We start from the raw sequence: 15,129 nt of genomic DNA, 5'->3' as shown, positions 1-15,129 counted from the left end.
CAGCAGATACTTATTATGCAGCCACATTTGTTTAATTTAATAAACGGAGCGAGATGAAGAACTGGATGGGCACCGGCAGCGCGGCCCTCTCATTCGTGCTGTGGGGCATGCTGCCCCTCTATTACCAGTTCATGCCTGCGGTCAACATGTGGGAGCTGCTCTCCCACCGGGTACTCTGGTCGGCGGTGCTGCTGGGGGTCCTGTTCCTCCTCGTCGGCTACCGGGTGCCCTGGGCGCGGCTGCGCAGCGAACCGCGCCAGCTCGGCCTCATCCTGCTGGCCGGCCCCGTCATGTCCATCAGCTGGTGTATGTTCACCTGGTGCCTCACCACCGGTCAGGTGCTGGCCACCAGCCTCGCCTTCTTCATGACGCCACTGTTCAACATCGTCTTCGCCGTGTTGTTCCTCAAAGAGAAGCTCACCCCGCAAAAACACCTGGCGGTGGCGCTAGCCCTGGCGGGGCTGGCCTACATGCTCTTTTCTTACGGCCAGCTGCCCTGGTTCTCCCTGGTCATGGGGGCCAACTTCGCCCTCTATGGCCTGCTCAAGAAGAAGGTGCACTATGACGCCGGCGTCAGCCTCTACCTCGAGGCGCTGGTGCAGCTGCCCGTCGCCCTGCTGATCATCGGCGCTCTGGCGGTGAGCGGCGCCAGCCAATTTATGGCCGGTGACTGGACCGAGCGACTGCTGCTGATGGGCAGTGCCCCCGCCACCCTGCTGCCGGTGGGGCTGTTCTGCTATGGCATGATGCGCACCCGCATGAGCACGGTGGGTCTGCTGCAATATATCGAGCCCAGCCTCGCCTTCCTGCTCGCCATCTTCTGGTTTGGCGAGACGCCGGATCCGGTGAAATCGGTGGGGTTTGCCTTCGTCTGGGCCGGCCTGCTGGTGAGCCTGCTGCCGCTGCACAGGCTCGGGCGCCATCTGCGCCGCAACGCCGACGCTCAGGGTCTGCCGCGGTAGGACTCCAGGATGGCGTGCCACTTGGGATCCCGGTCCATCTGCTCGGCGATGTCGTTCAGCCTGTCATGCAGATCGCTGCGGGATTTGGGCAACAGTATGTGACGGGTATAGCTGGACTGGGCGAAGGGCGAGACGAACAGCTTGCCCTCGAAGGCGGGGTCGTGAGTAAAGAAGGTGAGCGCCGAGCCCGGCACCAGCGTCACGTCGATGCGGCCGCGCACCAGCAGGCTGAAGTTGGTCTTGACCTTCTTGGCATCCACCCGCACCAGATCGCCTCTGGCCGACGCCTCGTCGATCCCCTGATAGTGGTACCCCTCGATACCGCCGAAGGTCATCCCCTTGAGCGAGTCAGGCCCACGATAGGTGACCGGTCTGTCGGCACTCGAGATGAGCTCGTTGGTATCGCGCATGATGGGAAAGGTCCAGAGGTAGCGCTCGCGCTGGGGATCCCCCACCCAGGCGGGATTGACCCAGGCCACCAGACCATCAAAGCTAGGATCCGACATCTCCAGCGCCAGTCTGGCCCGATTCACCAGCCAAAGTTCCAGCTTGGGTTCTCCGCCAAGCTTTTCATTGAGATACTTGACCAGATCCCGGCTCAGACCGCTCTGCTCCCCGGTCATGAAGGGGGGGTGCTGATGATAGTCGTAGAGACGCAGCGTCTCGCCATGAGCCGATATCGACAGCAGACACCACAACCACCACCATGCTCGCATCGCACCTCCTTGGGCTGCTCTTGAGTGTGGCACAGAGAGATCGAATGAGAAAACCCCCTAGCGGCGCCGAACCGGCTGCCAGCCCGCCCACCCGCCACTGGTTTATCTACATGGTGCGCACCGCCAGCGGCCTGCTCTATACCGGGATCAGCACAGATCCGGCTCGCCGCCTGCGCCAGCACCAGAGTGGCAAGGGAGCCCGCGCCCTGCGCGGCAAGGGGCCACTGACCCTGGCGTGGCAGCAGGCCGTCGGTGAGAAAGGCATGGCGCTGCGCCTCGAATACCGACTCAAGCAGCAGAGCAAGGCCTTCAAGGAGCAGCTGATCAGCCAGCCGGAGCGCTGGCTTGCCTGCAGCGAATCATGGCTGGCCGCCGCCCGGCCACAAAAAAGGCCGCTGCATGCAGCGACCAGGGAAGGATCCGATAAAAGGGAGGGTCAACAGCAGGTTGATTAACCAGCTTGTGCTGGCGGCTGAACAGCAGACACAAAAAAGGCCGCTGCACGCAGCGACCAAGGAAGGATCCGATAACAGGGAGTGTCAACGGTAGGTATTGGCCTGCTTGCGCCGACTGCTGATGAACCAGCACACCACCAGCAGCACCAGCAACCAGGGCGCCAGCTTGATGATGAGGGCAAACATGCCGGCCAACGCGCCAAACAGCACGAAGACGCCGCTCACCAGCAACATGGCCAGCACGGTGAATCCGGCCAGCGCCATGCCGACCAAGACCAGCATCAAGACGATAAATTCCAGCATGTTGTGCTCCTCACTGGGTTGATGCGGCCAGATGACCCGGGGTCAATCCAGCCAACGCTTCAATTCACGACGGGGCGGCATGATCAGTACCGCCAGCAGATAGATGGCCAGGGCCAGGGGCGGCATCAGGATCAGCGCCATCAGGGCCGCGACCCGCACCGTCACCCTGGAGAGCCCCAGCCCATTGGCGATGCCGGCGCAGACTCCGGTCAGCTTGCGATGGGCAAGATCCTTCGGCCAGGGCGTCATGGTTATGCCTCCACCTTTTGACCCTTGAGGCGGGCCAGTTCCCGTTCAATCTCGTCGTTCAGCTCCAGCTCGCGGAACTGGGCCTCCAGCGAGGGGTTCTGCCCCAGGGTTGCCGCCTCCAGCTGAGCTTCCAGCTGATCGACCCGACCCTGAAAGCCGTCAAAACGGGCCATCAGCTCGTGCATGCGCTGGTTGTCCACCTGGGCACGGGCCCGCAGCCGGCTGTGGGCGGTCTGCTCACGCAGGGTCAGCAGCTTCTGCTTCTCACGCGCCTCGGTCAGCTTGGCAGCCAGCCGCTCGCTGTCAGCGGTGAGCTGGGCCAGCACCTCGGCGACCCGCGCCTTGTCCTGCTCCAGCTGCTCACACTTTTTGACCTCGGCCAGCTTCTCGGTCAGCGCGGCCCGGGCCAGATCCTCGCGCCCCTTCTGGATGGCGAGCTCGGCCTTGGCCGACCACTCCAGGATCTGGTGTTGCAACGCCTGCTGATGGCGCTCCAGCTGCTTCTGTTCGGCGATGACGCGGGCGGCCTGGGTTCTCATCTCGACCTGGACCTGTTCCATCTCTTCAATCATCAGCCGCAGCATCTTCTCCGGCTCTTCGCTCTTGTCGAGCAGGCTGTGCAGGTTGGCATTGATCACGTCGGTCAGGCGGCTAAATACGCTCATGGTCTGGCTCCTTGTTGATGGGATGGCTATCTCTTCCCATAACATTACAAGAGCCGTGCCAAAATGATTTTTCCTTTACTTACATATAGATGAGGTTTTATCAGGTATTTTCAACACCGTCTTAGTGGCGAAAAATACCGATCTAGTGGTGATTTTCACCAATAAAAAAGGGAGCCAACGGCTCCCTCATGCAATCAGCGGCGTACTCAGGCGGCGCGGGTATGGCCGAGCTTGCTGTCCAGTTCGACCAGCTTGGCCTCCATCCGGCTGCGGCAAATTTCGGACAGCTCGCGGATGCCGGCGGCGCCGTGCTCCTTGCTGCAGACAGGGGCCATCACTTCCAGCAGCACCTCGCCGTTGTCCCAGCGGTTGAGATCGATCTGGCCGAAGTAGCTGGAGCAGACGATGGGCACCACCGGCACCTCGGCCTGTACCGCGGTATGGAAGGCTCCCGCCTTGAACGGCAGCAGTCCGCGCCCCTTGGAGCGGGTCCCCTCCGGGAACATCCAGATGGAGGTGCCGCGATTCTTGATGCGATCCACCACCTGGCCTATGGTGCCGATGGCACGGGAGCGGTTGGAGCGGTCGATCAGCACGTTGCCGGAGAGCCAGAAGATGAGGCCGAAGAAGGGCAGCCACAGCAGGCTCTTCTTGCCCACCGCCACCACGCCGGGCTGCACCGCGCCGGTCACGGTGAAGATGTCGTAGTTGCTCTGGTGGTTGCAGACGTAGACGGCCGGTCCCACCGATTTGACCTCGTCGGCCACCGTCACCCGGACCTTGAGGCCGATGAGCGGACAGACGGCGTGATACATGCGGGCAAAGACATAGACGTTGTTGGGATGGCGCGGACGCACCAGGCACAGCAGCAGACCGAACAGGAACCAGAAAATGAGCAGCAGACCAAGCAGCAGCACACGGGCAATTTTGAGCATCGAACACCTCGGATTTTGACTCGGCGCAGTATACTGGTCCCCCTTTTAGCGAACAAGCGTTCGCCAGACAGAACCGACCACCCTTCTCCACTCTCCCCTGAGCCATAAAACGGACAGCGGCTTGCTCCACCCGGCATTGGCCGTTAGGATGTGGCCATCTTGATGAACGGGGCGAGCATGATTCACCAACAACGCGTGGCGAAACGACTCCTGCTGCTGGTCTGCCTGCTGGTGCTCAATTGCGCTGCCCAGCCGCTGGCCCGGCTGGCCCGGCTCGATCACGCCATCAGCTGTCAGGCCCTGCCCCAGTTTGCCGCGGCCGACGACCAGGCCGACAAGGCCAAGCCCACCAGTGTGCAGCCCAACAGCTGCCAGCTCAACGGCAAGTGGCTGAGTGCCACCACCCTGCTCTGCCTCGAGCAGCTGTTCTTTGCGGTGGCCCTGCTCATCGCCCTGCTGGCCCCGCTCTGGCGCTACACGCCGCCACTGCCGCCGCCACGGGCCGTTTCGCCTCCCGAACGACGACTTCACCTCACCCTCTGTGTCTGGCGGGAATGAGTTCAGCCGCGCTTTTTCAGCCTGCTGTCATTCATTTTTTGCGAGACAACATCTATGTCAACTCTCTTCAAGGCGAGCCTGCTGCTGGGCTGCCTGCTGTGGCAATCCACTGGATTGGCCAGCGATACGGGCTGGCTCACCAGCCCCCAGAACGATCACGCCAAGGTCAGGCTGCAAGCCGACCGCAGCGTCCCTGACCAGACCCGCATCCTGCTCGAGGTGGCCCTCGAGTCCGGCTGGAAAACCTACTGGCGCAGCCCGGGTGAAGGGGGCATAGCGCCCCAGATCCTGTGGGAGCAGCCGGTCGGCAACTTCCAGTGGCACTGGCCCACGCCGCGCCCCTTCGAGGTGGCCGGGCTCAGCACCCAGGGCTATCAGCAACAGGTGCGCTTCCCCCTGAGCCTGGACTCCCCCGCCGGGCAGCCACTCAAGGGCACCTTGCGCCTCTCCACCTGCAGCAACGTCTGCATCCTGACCGACTACCCCTTCACCCTGGCGGCGGATGGGCAGGCGCCGGCCGGTTTCGACTTCGCCTGGGCCCAGGCCATGAGTACCTTGCCGCAAACGCTGCCCACCGATACCCGGGTCGAGCTCGGCTACCAGCACAACCAGCTGCAGCTGCGCGCCGAGCGGGCAGAGGGCTGGCAGGTGCCAGCGCTCTTCATCGATGCGCTGGAGGGGGCCGAGTTCGGCAAGCCCGCGCTCGAGGTGAGCGGCAACACCCTGATCGCCCGGGTGCCGGTCAGCGACGGCTGGCAGGGGGATGCCCCTGACTTGCGTGGCCAATCCCTCGGCCTGTTGCTCGGCAGCGGTGATGAGGCCTGGCAGACCAGCGCCACCATCGCCGGGCCTCTCGCCCTGCCGGCCCCAGGCCAGCCTCTCATATGGCTGCTGGGGGCGGCGCTGCTCGGCGGCCTCATCCTCAACCTGATGCCCTGCGTGCTGCCGGTGCTGGCCCTGAAACTGGGCACCGTGCTGCAACAGCAGGCGCGCGAACAGCGACAGGTGCGCAAGCAGTTCCTCGCCGCCAGTGCCGGGATCATTGCCTCCTTCTGGGTGCTGGCGGCCATGAACAGCCTGCTGCGCGCGACTCAGGGCGCCGTCGGCTGGGGGATCCAGTTCCAGAGCGCCGGTTTCATCGGCTTCATGGTGGCGGTGACCCTGCTGTTTTGCGCCAACCTGCTGGGGCTGTTCGAAATCCGCCTGCCCAGCAATCTCAGCACTCGCCTCGCCACCAGCGGCGGCAAGGGGCTCGGTGGCCACTTCCTGCAAGGGAGCTTCGCCACCCTGCTGGCCACCCCCTGCTCGGCCCCCTTCCTCGGCACCGCGGTAGCCTTTGCGCTGGCGGCACCCCTCGCCCAGCTCTGGCTCATCTTCACGGCGCTCGGCCTTGGCATGAGCCTGCCCTGGCTGCTGGTGGCGGCCCTGCCGCGCCTCGCCCTCTGGCTGCCCAAACCGGGCCGCTGGATGGGGCGGCTGCGCATCCTGCTCGGGCTGATGATGCTGGGCTCCAGCCTCTGGCTGGCGAGCCTGCTCGGCAACCATCTGGGCAGCACGGCCACCGGCTGGCTGATGGCCGCCATGCTGCTGGTGCTGCTGATTGGCATCATCTGGCGTTATGGCATGCGCGGTTTCACGCTGGCCCTCTCCCTCTCGGCCCTCATCGGCGGCGCCCTGCTGTTGGGGGGCGCCCTCACGGCGCAGGGGTCGGGCAGGGTCGATCGCATCGCCTGGCAACCGCTCTCCGAGCAGGCCATCGTCGATGCGCTGGCCCAGCGCAAGCGGGTCTTCGTCGACGTCACCGCCGACTGGTGCGTCACCTGCAAGGCCAACAAGTACAACGTGCTGCTGCGTGACGAGGTGCAGAGCGCCCTGACGGCTCCGGACGTGGTGGCCCTGCGTGGCGACTGGAGCCGGCCGAGCGATGCCATCTCTGCCTTCCTGCGCCAGCGCGGCGCGGCCGCCGTGCCCTTCAACCAGATCTACGGGCCCGGCCTGCCAGAGGGAGAGATCCTCTCACCCCTGCTGGACAAGGCCGACTTGCTCGACGTGTTGCATCAGGCCGGCCTCGTCCAGGCCGATGCCCCCCATTTTTAAGGAGAATCCCATGACCCTGCGTACTCTGAAACTGCGCACCCTGACCCTCTGCACCGCCCTGCTTGCCAGCACCCTCTGCGCCCCCTTGCTGCAGGCGGCGCCCTTCACCCCGGAGCAGGAGGCGCGCATCAAGGAGCTCATTCGCGAGACCCTGGTCGCCAACCCCAAGATCCTCGACGAGGCGGCCGAATCCTGGGAGAAGCAGAACGCCGCGGCCCAGGAGGCCCAGCTCGGCAACTTCATCAAGGGCAATCAGGATGTGCTGTTCAACAGTGCCACCAGCCCGCGCCTGGGCGCCAAGAATCCCAAGCTGACCCTGGTGCTGTTCACCGACTACAACTGCCCCTACTGCAAGCAGTTCGATCCCCGCCTGACCAAGCTGCTCGAGGCCTATCCGGACGATCTGGGGCTGGTGGTCAAGCTGCTGCCGTTCAAGGGGCAGAGCTCGGCCAAGGCGGCCCAGTACAGCCTCACCCTATGGCAACAGGATCCGGCCCGCTTCCTCGCCCTGCACGACAAGCTGATGAGCAAGCAGGGGATGCTGACCGAGGCGGACATCAACAAGGCGCTGGCGGCCACCGGTAACACGGCCCTCAAGCCCGATGCCAAGGCCACCGAGGAGCTGCGCAACAGCCTGCGCATCGGCACGCTCCTTGGCGTGCAGGGCACCCCGGCGACGCTCATCGGCAACCAGCTGGTGCCGGGCGCCCTCCCCTATGACGAGCTGGAGCAGCTGGTGAAGGCCGAGCTGGCCAAGCGGAGCTAAGCCATGGCGGAGGATGCAGTCGTAAAGGCCCCCCGCTGGCGCCGTTGGGGCAAGGAGGCGCTCTGGCTGCTGCTGATGGCGCTGGTCATCTCCACCCTGCTGGATCTGTGGCGCAGCCCAACCCTGCCGGCGGGGGCCATGGAGGCCCCCTTCACCCTGCAGGATGGCACCATCACCAGTCTGGCCGAGCAGAGCCGCGGCAAGCCGCTGCTGGTCTACTACTGGGCCAGCTGGTGCGGGGTGTGCCGCTTCACCACGCCGACCGTGGAGAGCCTGTGGCAGGAGGGAGAGAACGTGCTGACGGTGGCGCTGCGCTCCGGCAGCGATGAGCAGTTGCGCGCCGGGATGGCGAAGAAGGGGCTCGCCTTTCCCACCCACAACGATGAGCGGGGAGATCTGGCCGCCCGCTGGCAGGTGGGGGTCACCCCCACCTTCCTCGTCATCAAGGATGGGACGCTGGTGAGCAGCACCACCGGCTGGAGCTCGTGGCTCGGGCTCAAGGCCCGCCTGCTGTGGGCCGGCTGGTAATCCAGTCAGCCCAGCAATGTATGCAAAGAGCCCGGTATCACGACCGGGCTCTTTTTCATCTGAAAGCTGACAAGCCTATTTCGTGGGCGCCATGGCGCCCTGACCGAGCCGCCCCCTGGCGCTGGCCCGCTCGGCCTCGTCGAGTACCCCGTCCCCGTTCTTGTCCATCCGGGTGAAGAGGGCCTCATGGCGCGCCATGAACTGCGCCTTGGTCGTGTCCTGCATCGGCCTCATGTTGCCCATGTTTCCCATCTTGCCCGGCATGGCCTGGCCGGACTGCTGCATCGCCTCGTGCATCTTGGCCATGGCGGCCTCTCTCTCGGCCACCGACAGGGTGCCATCCTTGTCGGTGTCCTGCCGGGCGAAACGCTGCTCGGCTCTTTCCATGAACTGGGCCTTGGTGATGTCCCCCTTGATGAACATCAAGGGCTCGTCGATGCTCTCATCGGCGGCGATGGCAAGGCCGCCCAGCAGTACCATTGGCAGAAGATAAAATTTGAGCATGGCTGTCCATTCCTTAGTAAGGGTCTCGGCCCGGCCGAGGCCTGCTGAAGATCGCCAGGGCAACGCCCGGCGCCTCCTGTAGTGTAGCCCCGGTGCCACCCCCTACCGGGAGGCAGATCGCAAGGTGTACCTACCGCGCCTCCCACTGGTTACTTTTCTTCCTATTCATGGCGATGGCGGCCTGTTTGCGTTAAAATGTCGGGTTTTTGCCGAGCCTGGTTTGCCAAGATCCCCGCCGCCAGGCCAGCGCAGGGTCAATTCCACGATGCCAGTGAGGCAGGATCCGTCATGAACAACTACTTCCGGGTGTTGGGCGTCAAGTCCAACGCCAGTGAAAACGACATCAAAAAAGCCTATCGTCGGCTGTCGAACCAGTACCACCCCGACAAACTGCACGGGGCGAGCGAAGAAGAGAAAGAGCAGGCAGCCCTCAAGCTGCACCAGGTAAAGCAGGCTTATGAAGTGCTGTCCGATCCGAAACAGCGGGCCGCCTTCATCAAGGATTTCAACAACGTCATCGTGACCGATCCCGCTGCTGCCATGCAGGAAATGTGGGACCAGTTCTACCCCTGAGCCACCAGGCAAGAAGAGCGACTATGCAAAAAAAATGGGACCAGGCACGGCTCAAGGCCCTGCAAAGCGATGCCAGCGAGAATATCGAATCCTACCGGGATCAGGACGACCCCAAGGGGCTCGAGCAGTTCACCGACCAGATGAAGGCCCTGCTGCTGGCCGACATGAGCATGCTGGAGTTCATGCCCGAATATCTGCCGCTCGCCCTCTATGGCCGGGTGCAGTTCCCCCCCAAGGCCAAGGGGCAGTGGAACAAGTGGCTCACCAGCGGCGAGCAGCCGAGCTGGGACGAGTTCAAGGTAAGCGTCGGCTTCAACAACGCCGCCCTGCCGCTGGTCAAGGCGGTGCGGGCCCAGAGCGAAGATCAGCTGATGGAAGCCTGCGCCGTGCTGTTCCTGCTCGACAACCCGCTGCCGCGCGGCAGCCACCGCGGCGATGACGACTACGAGCTGCGCGACGAAGAAGAGGAAGACGGGGAAGATGCCGACGCCGACTACCATGGCGGCAGTGACCGCTATGGTGATGACGACGGCGATCAGGATATGTACGACGAAGTCCGTTTCTAATTGGGGCAAGGCATGAGCAACAGTCTGATAGAAATTACCGCCATCGAGATCAAAGAGCTGGCCGTCATCGAGCCGAAGCAGGCCAGCGAGAAGTTCGAGCTGATCGCCAAGACCATGTCTGACGACCAGCTGGCAGAAGTGATTGAAAACATTGATATCGTTACCCTGACCCAGATCAACGGCCAGCACGATATCTCCTTCCCCTCCATCATCTCCGAGCTGATGACCCCGGAGCGGATCCGCGACATCGTCTGCCAGCAGCCGCTCTACTGGGAAGAGGCGATCAAGAACAACGCCGACGAGCTGCAGCAGCACACCTTCGACTTCCTTAACTACCTGATCCGCACCCAGGATAGCGAAGCCAAGCAGCGCGAGATCCTCGAGTGCGTGGCCGAAGATCCGGCCGGTCTCTTCTACCTCGCCATCCCCTTTATCGAGTTCTATCGCGGCGATCGCTATGAAGAGGACGAAGGCTATCGCGACGTGCTGCACGCCGAAGAGGAAGATCTCGAAGAGTCCCTGCGCTACAGCGAGCGCCAGCAGAGCGAGGATGTCCACGACTACGCGCTGGATGACCCGCGCAGCCTCTTGATGCTCATTCGCGAGCTGGCCCCCGAGGTGGAGAAAGCCATCAAGGCGCTGCTGCGCAACGAGCACTCCAGCTGGGACGGCATCATCAACAAGTTTGCCGCCGAGCTGGTGATGCAGGCCAAGGAGAAGAACAAGGTCGAGGAAGACGAGTACGGCGACGTCGACGACATGTTCAGCTTTCTGGATTAAGGAGCCCATTCATGCAGTTAGTCATTCGCGATGCCAACCAGGGCCCCTTTCTGACCCAGGTGCTGCGCTTTGGCCGCGACAATGAACGTTTGACCGAGCAACAGCTGGCCGCCATCAAGGGCAAGGCGGTGCTGATGAGCCTCAAATTCGCCGACAAGTACTACAACAAGTACAAGATGCACCTGCTGGAGCAGGCCGCCCACGACGTCATCGGCGTGGTGAGCCTCGGCCTGCAGGAGCTCTCGGCGCGGGATCCGGCCAAGGCGCTGGCGCTGCTGCAGGCGCCGGAAGGCCCCATCAAGCCGTTCCAGAAGGGCTGGTCAATGCTCATCACCGTCAGCCCCAAGCAGGCTGGCAACAGCCTCTACGGTGACGTGGATGCGCGGCTCTTGGACAAGATCTCGAGCCCGCCGGACGTGGAAGAGTGGCAAGGGTGGCAGGAGTACGAGAAGGCACTGACCGAGCACAACAAGAGCCGCCTGATGGGGCTCATCGACCAGCACTTCTTCGCCTGCGAGAGCGACCACCCCACCATGGAGGACAAGCTGGCCGAAGCGCTGCTCTACCGCATTCTCTGCGGCAAGGGCAGTGGCGCCGCCCCGCTCAAGGTGAAGCAGGATCTCAAGCGCAAGCTGGCGCGGGAGATTGCGCTCGACGAGGGCTGGTACGACACCGACTATCTGGCCACCCAGCTCACCCTGATGCTGAGCGCGCTGCCCGCCGACATGGCCGCCGCCCTGCGCCAGGAGCTGAGCCCGGGCTTTGTGCCCAACCTGCTGCACACCCTCGGCTTCGTGCGCCAGTACCAGCAGTTGCAAAAAGAGGACGCCTCCCCGGAGAAGCTCGACAACATGGAAATGCGCGCCGGGCTCAAGCACCCGCTGCTCGGCTGGCCGCTCTATCACGACTTCTAAGGGGCCATGCCCCCTTGCAGGACGGCTCTTGCCTCTCCTCCCACAACGCCCGGCTTGCCGGGCGTTGTGCTATCCAGCGTCCCGTTTTCAGCACAAGCCCTGGCCGTGAACACCGAGCTCGGCAGAAAACTACCCCGTAAGCATCATTGGCCACATTTTTGACAGGGATATAATGACTCCCCCATACAAGCCGTAGGGGAGCAAGACCGTGAGCAGAAAGCCCGACAGGATCACCGCGATGCAGCAGATCATCGACGCCGTGAAGGCGGAATTTCCGCTCTACCAACCGGATACCTTCAAGTGCGGGCCTGACAACACCTGCATCGGCTGCCCCAAGAAGCTGATGGAGCTAGTGGATACGGACCTCTGCTACTGGCAATATCAGATCGATCGCGGCATCCCGCCCACCTTCGACGAGCTCAACCGCTTCGGCAAGCTGTGCAAGAACATCCGCCGGGCCCTGGTGCGCAATGGCCGCATCCCCGCCTGAGCGCCCCATCGCAGCCAGGACTAAGACCCCCGCCGGCAACATCTGAGAGGAACCGTTCATGACTCAAGAGAGGATACAGACCCGCTACACGCTAAATGGCCCCCTTGCCAGCCGCACCGCGCTGGAGCAGGCTATTTCCCGGACCATTGAGGCCCACAAGCAGGACTTCTTCCCCCTGCTGGAGCGGCTGGTGGACGTGGGGGACAGTCGGATCAAGCTCAGCCAGAAAGATCCGCTGCGGGTGCTGGGGGTGGAGCTCGACGAGGCTCACACAGGCGGCAGTGCGCGCCTCCACTACGAATCCAACTTTTCAGAGGGCTGCCGCCTTATCGACGAATACGACCAGCACCAGACCAGCCTGGCTTTTACCCTCGACGGGGATCAGCTGATCTTCGATCTTGAGCTGCCCATTGCCTGGAACGTCGACAACTAGGGCCACTCCCCGCCTTCGCTCAGCGTCCTGCCCATCACAAGAAAGGAGCCTTGTCGGCTCCTTTTTCACTGACTCACCGCATCGCTCGGATCGTCCCTCCCTCTGCGTCACATCTCAGGTGAGGTAGTTCAGGTGAGATAGTAACGCCACGACCGGACCGGTTCGGCGAAACCGACCCGGATGCAGAAGGGCGCCAACTCGTGATTGGCCTGCTCCAGGCTGAGGGTCTGGTGGGTATCTTCCAGGCACCACTGCACGAACTCGCCGCTGTTGAAGCTGTAGTGATCCCCATGAAAGACCCCATGGGCCTCGATCAGCCCGATGGCTTTCTCTGTTTCCATTATTGGCCTCCCGGCATTGTGCTGCTCCCTTCAAGTCTAGCGAATAGGGAGGTGGGCGCTATCTGGAAACCGTCCGCTCGCTATATACTCAAGGCCTTGTGAGCCCGGCTCACCACGATAAGGAGATATGACATGTATATGTTTTTGCCCTTTTTGCTGGCACTGATAACGGGGATCAGCATCTTGATGAACAAGCGCGGTGCCTCCTATCTGCTCTGGGCCCTGTTGCTGGTGGTGACCTTGCTCTCCTTTATGCATCATGTGACCGACCCGCTCACCCTCTCGTTCTAGGAGCCCGCCATGAGCCTTTCGACCTCTGCAACAGCCGCGAAGAGTGACCTGCCCCAGCTGCTCGATACGCTGGGGCTGGCCGGCATCTGCCTGACCCTGATCGTCGCCTTCTATTACCAGCTCTATCTGGCCGAGCTGCCCTGCCCCTTGTGTTTATTGCAGCGGGTCGGCCTTGTGGTCGCCGGTTTCGGCTTTATGTTCAACCTGCAATTTGGCACAAAAGGGGCCCACTACGGCGTCGTGATTGTCGGCGCGCTGACCACCGCCATGATCGGTGCCCGGCAGGTGCTGCTGCATATTCTGCCCGGCGATCCCGGCTATGGTTCCACCTTTCTCGGGCTGCACTTTTATAGCTGGTCGCTGATCAGCGCTCTGCTGATCATATTGGCCGTCGCCCTGATATTGATGGTGCGGGACGGGCTCGCTATTCCCCTGCCAAAACTGGCTCTGGCACGCTGGGGACGCATGGCCTCCCTGCTGTTTGTCTTGCTGATTGCGGCAAACCTGATCTCTACCGTACTGGAGTGCGGCGCGGGGCAGTGCGCCGATAATCCGGTCGTCTATGAGCTGCTGAGCCAACGTTAACAACCCTCAAAGGTGGCGGCCAGTCCGCCACCTTTTATGGCCGTCTTATATTGCCGAAAGGGGCAACAAGCGCGGCGCATTGCACTCACTGGCAATCTTCATACCTCGCCAATCAAACCTGCGGCCCTGCTGCCTCGTCATGAATAAAACATGACGCTAATCGGTCACCACACATACCCGTTTCAGCAGCCGATGGAGAAATATGGGCTGCACCAGCGTCAGCGCTATCACCAGCCAGGCCAGGGTAGTCATATTGCCCAGGTGACCATCGACATCGGTCAACAGCATCGAAGAGACGACGGCGGCCGAACCGCTGAATATATGCTGGAAGACATTCTGCAATGACATGAACCCTGCTCGTTCCCCGGGCTCTGCAACCTGGCTAGTCACTGCCGCAGCGGTAATCGTGCGCGTCGACGTCACCACCATGAACAAGGTAAAAACAACAATGGTCGGCAACAAGGGGGAACCCAGGAAACCATCCCAGACAATGGCGATAATCAATCCTCCCAGCCACATGGTGACGTGCATTGGGCCAACCCGGTCCATCCAATAGCCCCCCAACTGCATCGCAAGTACGCTGACCACGCCGCCCATGACATAGTACTGACTCATGTCGCCGCGAGGCACACCGAGGTTGAACTGGAAATAGGTGGCCATGTTCGGGACAATCAGGAAGGTACTGAAAATGGCCAACCCGATTGCCATGAATGCATGCCACACCACGGCGCGTTTCAACATCTCCGTGATTGAAAAGACCTTCTGCTCTCGCCCCAGGTGAGCAGTCATATTCGGCAGCCGCATAAATACCAGCACGCTGACGCACAAGCCCAATCCGCCAACGGCATAGAAAGGGGCGCTCCACCCTTTCAACATGGCCAGCTCCAATCCCAAAGGCACACCGGCAATGGCCGACAGCGAGAAAGCCCCCATCACTATCGCCATCGCTCGACCACGTTGTGGTACTGGCGTCGCATCCACGACGATCGCCATCGCTATCGACGTTGCCGGACCGGCAAATATGCCGGCCAGCAAACGGGTAAAGAACAGGCTTTCCATATTCCACGCCAGCGCACATGCCCAGGTGGACAGGGTGACCCCCAGCAATGAGAGCAATGCCACCTGTTTTCTATCAAATCGATCTATATATCTGGCACATAATAAGGATGATAATGCGGCGGCCAGTGCATACCCTCCCCCCAAATATCCTATATAGGTTGGGCTGATACCTAGCGCACGAGATAAATCAGGCCCAAGCGGCATAATCATCATAAAGTCCAACGCACTCACCAATTGGATAAAGGTGGCCAGCCAGACGCACCCCATATCCATCACTGCACCGTTAGAATAAGGTTTATTACCCGATTTGTTTTTTTCTGACGTCATAGTGTTCGCGCTCAATATTTACAGGCAGACAG

22 protein-coding genes are annotated in these 15,129 nt (G+C 62.1%); 14 read left to right on the top strand and 8 right to left on the bottom strand.

Translation table 11 applies throughout. The features are described 5' to 3' along the window. Positions 1–53: 53 nt before the first annotated feature. Positions 54–962 (top strand): EamA family transporter RarD, encoded by a 909-nt coding sequence (gene rarD, locus I6L38_RS22360; protein WP_216988970.1) that lies wholly within the window; start codon positions 54–56, stop codon positions 960–962. Here rarD and I6L38_RS22355 read toward each other — a convergent pair. Beyond that, the gene (locus tag I6L38_RS22355; RefSeq protein WP_216988969.1) at positions 944–1,678 is read right to left on the bottom strand and encodes an ABC transporter substrate-binding protein; all 735 of its coding nucleotides are present in this window, start codon (positions 1,676–1,678) and stop codon (positions 944–946) included. The two genes, rarD and I6L38_RS22355, sit on opposite strands and share 19 nt — an antisense overlap. A gap of 44 nt (positions 1,679–1,722) precedes the next feature. On the opposite strand from I6L38_RS22355, the gene I6L38_RS22350 reads away from it, so the two are divergent. After that, a complete protein-coding gene (locus I6L38_RS22350; protein WP_216988968.1) occupies positions 1,723–2,133 on the top strand; it encodes a GIY-YIG nuclease family protein in 411 nt (136 codons plus the stop codon). 84 nt (positions 2,134–2,217) lie between these two features. Here the strand turns inward: I6L38_RS22350 and pspG are convergent, their stop codons facing one another. The 4 genes from pspG to I6L38_RS22330 form a co-directional block, all read right to left on the bottom strand. Beyond that, complete coding sequence (gene pspG / locus I6L38_RS22345) at positions 2,218–2,436, bottom strand: envelope stress response protein PspG (RefSeq protein WP_010636066.1); 219 nt, start codon at positions 2,434–2,436, stop codon at positions 2,218–2,220. A gap of 42 nt (positions 2,437–2,478) precedes the next feature. Further along, complete coding sequence (locus tag I6L38_RS22340) at positions 2,479–2,685, bottom strand: PspC domain-containing protein (RefSeq protein WP_005305247.1); 207 nt, start codon at positions 2,683–2,685, stop codon at positions 2,479–2,481. 2 nt (positions 2,686–2,687) lie between these two features. Continuing rightward, on the bottom strand, positions 2,688–3,350 hold the full coding sequence (pspA, locus tag I6L38_RS22335; protein WP_017782532.1) for a phage shock protein PspA: 663 nt from the start codon (positions 3,348–3,350) through the stop codon (positions 2,688–2,690). Positions 3,351–3,556: 206 nt separating this feature from the next. Next, positions 3,557–4,285 (bottom strand): 1-acylglycerol-3-phosphate O-acyltransferase, encoded by a 729-nt coding sequence (locus I6L38_RS22330; RefSeq protein ID WP_195879351.1) that lies wholly within the window; start codon positions 4,283–4,285, stop codon positions 3,557–3,559. Positions 4,286–4,462: 177 nt separating this feature from the next. Between I6L38_RS22330 and I6L38_RS22325 the strand changes: the two genes are divergently transcribed. The 4 genes from I6L38_RS22325 to I6L38_RS22310 are packed head-to-tail and all read left to right on the top strand — an operon-like array spanning position 4,463 to position 8,234. Next, the gene (locus tag I6L38_RS22325; protein ID WP_216988967.1) at positions 4,463–4,843 is read left to right on the top strand and encodes a hypothetical protein; all 381 of its coding nucleotides are present in this window, start codon (positions 4,463–4,465) and stop codon (positions 4,841–4,843) included. Between the two features lie 54 nt (positions 4,844–4,897). Continuing rightward, positions 4,898–6,940, top strand: coding sequence for a protein-disulfide reductase DsbD (locus I6L38_RS22320; RefSeq protein WP_216988966.1), 2,043 nt, complete (start codon positions 4,898–4,900; stop codon positions 6,938–6,940). A 10-nt stretch (positions 6,941–6,950) separates the two neighbouring features. Then, positions 6,951–7,706: a DsbA family protein gene (locus I6L38_RS22315; protein ID WP_216988965.1), complete on the top strand. Its 756-nt coding sequence runs from the start codon at positions 6,951–6,953 to the stop codon at positions 7,704–7,706. Positions 7,707–7,709: 3 nt separating this feature from the next. Beyond that, on the top strand, positions 7,710–8,234 hold the full coding sequence (locus I6L38_RS22310) for a thioredoxin domain-containing protein (protein WP_216988964.1): 525 nt from the start codon (positions 7,710–7,712) through the stop codon (positions 8,232–8,234). 75 nt (positions 8,235–8,309) lie between these two features. Here I6L38_RS22310 and I6L38_RS22305 read toward each other — a convergent pair whose 3' ends face one another. Next, a complete protein-coding gene (locus I6L38_RS22305; protein WP_017765349.1) occupies positions 8,310–8,738 on the bottom strand; it encodes a hypothetical protein in 429 nt (142 codons plus the stop codon). Between the two features lie 288 nt (positions 8,739–9,026). Here I6L38_RS22305 and I6L38_RS22300 point away from each other — a divergent pair, with 288 nt between their 5' ends. The 6 genes from I6L38_RS22300 (at position 9,027) to I6L38_RS22275 (ending at position 12,494) form a co-directional block, all read left to right on the top strand. Further along, entirely contained in the window at positions 9,027–9,311 is a 285-nt protein-coding gene (locus I6L38_RS22300; RefSeq protein WP_005305278.1) for a DnaJ domain-containing protein, read from the top strand. A gap of 23 nt (positions 9,312–9,334) precedes the next feature. Next, a complete protein-coding gene (locus tag I6L38_RS22295; RefSeq protein ID WP_216988963.1) occupies positions 9,335–9,877 on the top strand; it encodes a hypothetical protein in 543 nt (180 codons plus the stop codon). A gap of 12 nt (positions 9,878–9,889) precedes the next feature. Then, positions 9,890–10,657 carry a hypothetical protein gene (locus I6L38_RS22290; protein ID WP_005343119.1) on the top strand — a complete coding sequence of 256 codons (768 nt, stop codon included), beginning with the start codon at positions 9,890–9,892 and terminating at the stop codon, positions 10,655–10,657. An 11-nt stretch (positions 10,658–10,668) separates the two neighbouring features. Continuing rightward, positions 10,669–11,571 carry a hypothetical protein gene (locus I6L38_RS22285; RefSeq protein WP_216988962.1) on the top strand — a complete coding sequence of 301 codons (903 nt, stop codon included), beginning with the start codon at positions 10,669–10,671 and terminating at the stop codon, positions 11,569–11,571. 238 nt (positions 11,572–11,809) lie between these two features. After that, positions 11,810–12,061, top strand: coding sequence for a hypothetical protein (locus I6L38_RS22280; protein WP_043757298.1), 252 nt, complete (start codon positions 11,810–11,812; stop codon positions 12,059–12,061). Positions 12,062–12,119: 58 nt separating this feature from the next. Beyond that, positions 12,120–12,494 carry a hypothetical protein gene (locus I6L38_RS22275; protein WP_216988961.1) on the top strand — a complete coding sequence of 125 codons (375 nt, stop codon included), beginning with the start codon at positions 12,120–12,122 and terminating at the stop codon, positions 12,492–12,494. A 128-nt stretch (positions 12,495–12,622) separates the two neighbouring features. Here the strand turns inward: I6L38_RS22275 and I6L38_RS22270 are convergent, their stop codons facing one another. After that, a complete protein-coding gene (locus I6L38_RS22270) occupies positions 12,623–12,835 on the bottom strand; it encodes a hypothetical protein (RefSeq protein ID WP_216988960.1) in 213 nt (70 codons plus the stop codon). A gap of 132 nt (positions 12,836–12,967) precedes the next feature. Between I6L38_RS22270 and I6L38_RS22265 the strand changes: the two genes are divergently transcribed. Together I6L38_RS22265 and I6L38_RS22260 are read left to right on the top strand one after the other, a co-directional pair. Continuing rightward, the gene (locus I6L38_RS22265) at positions 12,968–13,126 is read left to right on the top strand and encodes a DUF5993 family protein (RefSeq protein ID WP_010636050.1); all 159 of its coding nucleotides are present in this window, start codon (positions 12,968–12,970) and stop codon (positions 13,124–13,126) included. 9 nt (positions 13,127–13,135) lie between these two features. Beyond that, positions 13,136–13,711: a disulfide bond formation protein B gene (locus I6L38_RS22260; protein ID WP_216988959.1), complete on the top strand. Its 576-nt coding sequence runs from the start codon at positions 13,136–13,138 to the stop codon at positions 13,709–13,711. 156 nt (positions 13,712–13,867) lie between these two features. Here I6L38_RS22260 and I6L38_RS22255 read toward each other — a convergent pair whose 3' ends face one another. After that, positions 13,868–15,112, bottom strand: coding sequence for an MFS transporter (locus I6L38_RS22255; RefSeq protein WP_216988958.1), 1,245 nt, complete (start codon positions 15,110–15,112; stop codon positions 13,868–13,870). Between the last annotated feature and the right edge of the window lie 17 nt (positions 15,113–15,129).

Source organism: Aeromonas sp. FDAARGOS 1408, from assembly GCF_019048665.1.
GTDB classification, from domain to species: Bacteria; Pseudomonadota; Gammaproteobacteria; order Enterobacterales; family Aeromonadaceae; genus Aeromonas; species Aeromonas dhakensis.
This window is presented reverse-complemented; position numbering and strand designations above follow the sequence as displayed.

Excerpts from the sequence above, each read along its gene's own strand:
- I6L38_RS22330 (WP_195879351.1), bottom strand. The coding sequence starts at position 4,285 with ATGCTCAAAATTGCCCGTGTGCTGCTGCTTGGTCTGCTGCTCATTTTC.
- I6L38_RS22325 (WP_216988967.1), top strand. The coding sequence starts at position 4,463 with ATGATTCACCAACAACGCGTGGCGAAACGACTCCTGCTGCTGGTCTGC.
- pspA (WP_017782532.1), bottom strand. The coding sequence starts at position 3,350 with ATGAGCGTATTTAGCCGCCTGACCGACGTGATCAATGCCAACCTGCAC.
- I6L38_RS22290 (WP_005343119.1), top strand. The coding sequence starts at position 9,890 with ATGAGCAACAGTCTGATAGAAATTACCGCCATCGAGATCAAAGAGCTG.
- I6L38_RS22280 (WP_043757298.1), top strand. The coding sequence starts at position 11,810 with ATGCAGCAGATCATCGACGCCGTGAAGGCGGAATTTCCGCTCTACCAA.
- I6L38_RS22260 (WP_216988959.1), top strand. The coding sequence starts at position 13,136 with ATGAGCCTTTCGACCTCTGCAACAGCCGCGAAGAGTGACCTGCCCCAG.
- I6L38_RS22265 (WP_010636050.1), top strand. The coding sequence starts at position 12,968 with ATGTATATGTTTTTGCCCTTTTTGCTGGCACTGATAACGGGGATCAGC.
- I6L38_RS22275 (WP_216988961.1), top strand. The coding sequence starts at position 12,120 with ATGACTCAAGAGAGGATACAGACCCGCTACACGCTAAATGGCCCCCTT.
- I6L38_RS22310 (WP_216988964.1), top strand. The coding sequence starts at position 7,710 with ATGGCGGAGGATGCAGTCGTAAAGGCCCCCCGCTGGCGCCGTTGGGGC.
- I6L38_RS22350 (WP_216988968.1), top strand. The coding sequence starts at position 1,723 with ATGAGAAAACCCCCTAGCGGCGCCGAACCGGCTGCCAGCCCGCCCACC.
- I6L38_RS22355 (WP_216988969.1), bottom strand. The coding sequence starts at position 1,678 with ATGCGAGCATGGTGGTGGTTGTGGTGTCTGCTGTCGATATCGGCTCAT.
- I6L38_RS22270 (WP_216988960.1), bottom strand. The coding sequence starts at position 12,835 with ATGGAAACAGAGAAAGCCATCGGGCTGATCGAGGCCCATGGGGTCTTT.
- I6L38_RS22295 (WP_216988963.1), top strand. The coding sequence starts at position 9,335 with ATGCAAAAAAAATGGGACCAGGCACGGCTCAAGGCCCTGCAAAGCGAT.
- I6L38_RS22315 (WP_216988965.1), top strand. The coding sequence starts at position 6,951 with ATGACCCTGCGTACTCTGAAACTGCGCACCCTGACCCTCTGCACCGCC.
- I6L38_RS22305 (WP_017765349.1), bottom strand. The coding sequence starts at position 8,738 with ATGCTCAAATTTTATCTTCTGCCAATGGTACTGCTGGGCGGCCTTGCC.
- pspG (WP_010636066.1), bottom strand. The coding sequence starts at position 2,436 with ATGCTGGAATTTATCGTCTTGATGCTGGTCTTGGTCGGCATGGCGCTG.
- I6L38_RS22285 (WP_216988962.1), top strand. The coding sequence starts at position 10,669 with ATGCAGTTAGTCATTCGCGATGCCAACCAGGGCCCCTTTCTGACCCAG.
- I6L38_RS22320 (WP_216988966.1), top strand. The coding sequence starts at position 4,898 with ATGTCAACTCTCTTCAAGGCGAGCCTGCTGCTGGGCTGCCTGCTGTGG.
- I6L38_RS22340 (WP_005305247.1), bottom strand. The coding sequence starts at position 2,685 with ATGACGCCCTGGCCGAAGGATCTTGCCCATCGCAAGCTGACCGGAGTC.
- I6L38_RS22300 (WP_005305278.1), top strand. The coding sequence starts at position 9,027 with ATGAACAACTACTTCCGGGTGTTGGGCGTCAAGTCCAACGCCAGTGAA.
- rarD (WP_216988970.1), top strand. The coding sequence starts at position 54 with ATGAAGAACTGGATGGGCACCGGCAGCGCGGCCCTCTCATTCGTGCTG.